1 pseudogene is annotated in these 345 nt (G+C 50.7%); it reads left to right on the top strand.

Annotation, left to right across the window (positions count from 1 at the left end):
• Positions 1-67: 67 nt before the first annotated feature.
• Positions 68-345 (top strand): annotated as a pseudogene (locus ACTHSP_RS23080) (DUF2167 domain-containing protein); the annotation flags it as partial.

A 345-nucleotide genomic window follows, 5' to 3' on the forward strand; every position in this document is an offset into this window, starting at 1 on the left:
GTCATGCCGGAGCATATGGTGTTGCGGCTGTCTGCATCTTTTTTAATTCTTCTTCCATGAGAACCCTATGATGAAAAGCAACCGTCTCGCCTATGCCGTTTTGGCAGCCCTACTATCTATCCAAACCCTACCGGCTTCTGCAGCCAAAGCTGATGCCGCTTCTGCCGTCGAGGCATCCGAACAAGAGACGCAACAAGCCTCAGACTCTATCGCAAACTACGTTGACGACCAAATCGTCCAAGGCCCGGCAACCGTTGATTTGGGCAATCAGGCCAAACTGAAACTGCCTGCAAAAATGGTCTTTGTGAAAAAAAATCGCGCCAACGCCATGATGAGGGAAGCAGG

This window comes from Neisseria sp. P0001.S005, from assembly GCF_051963715.1.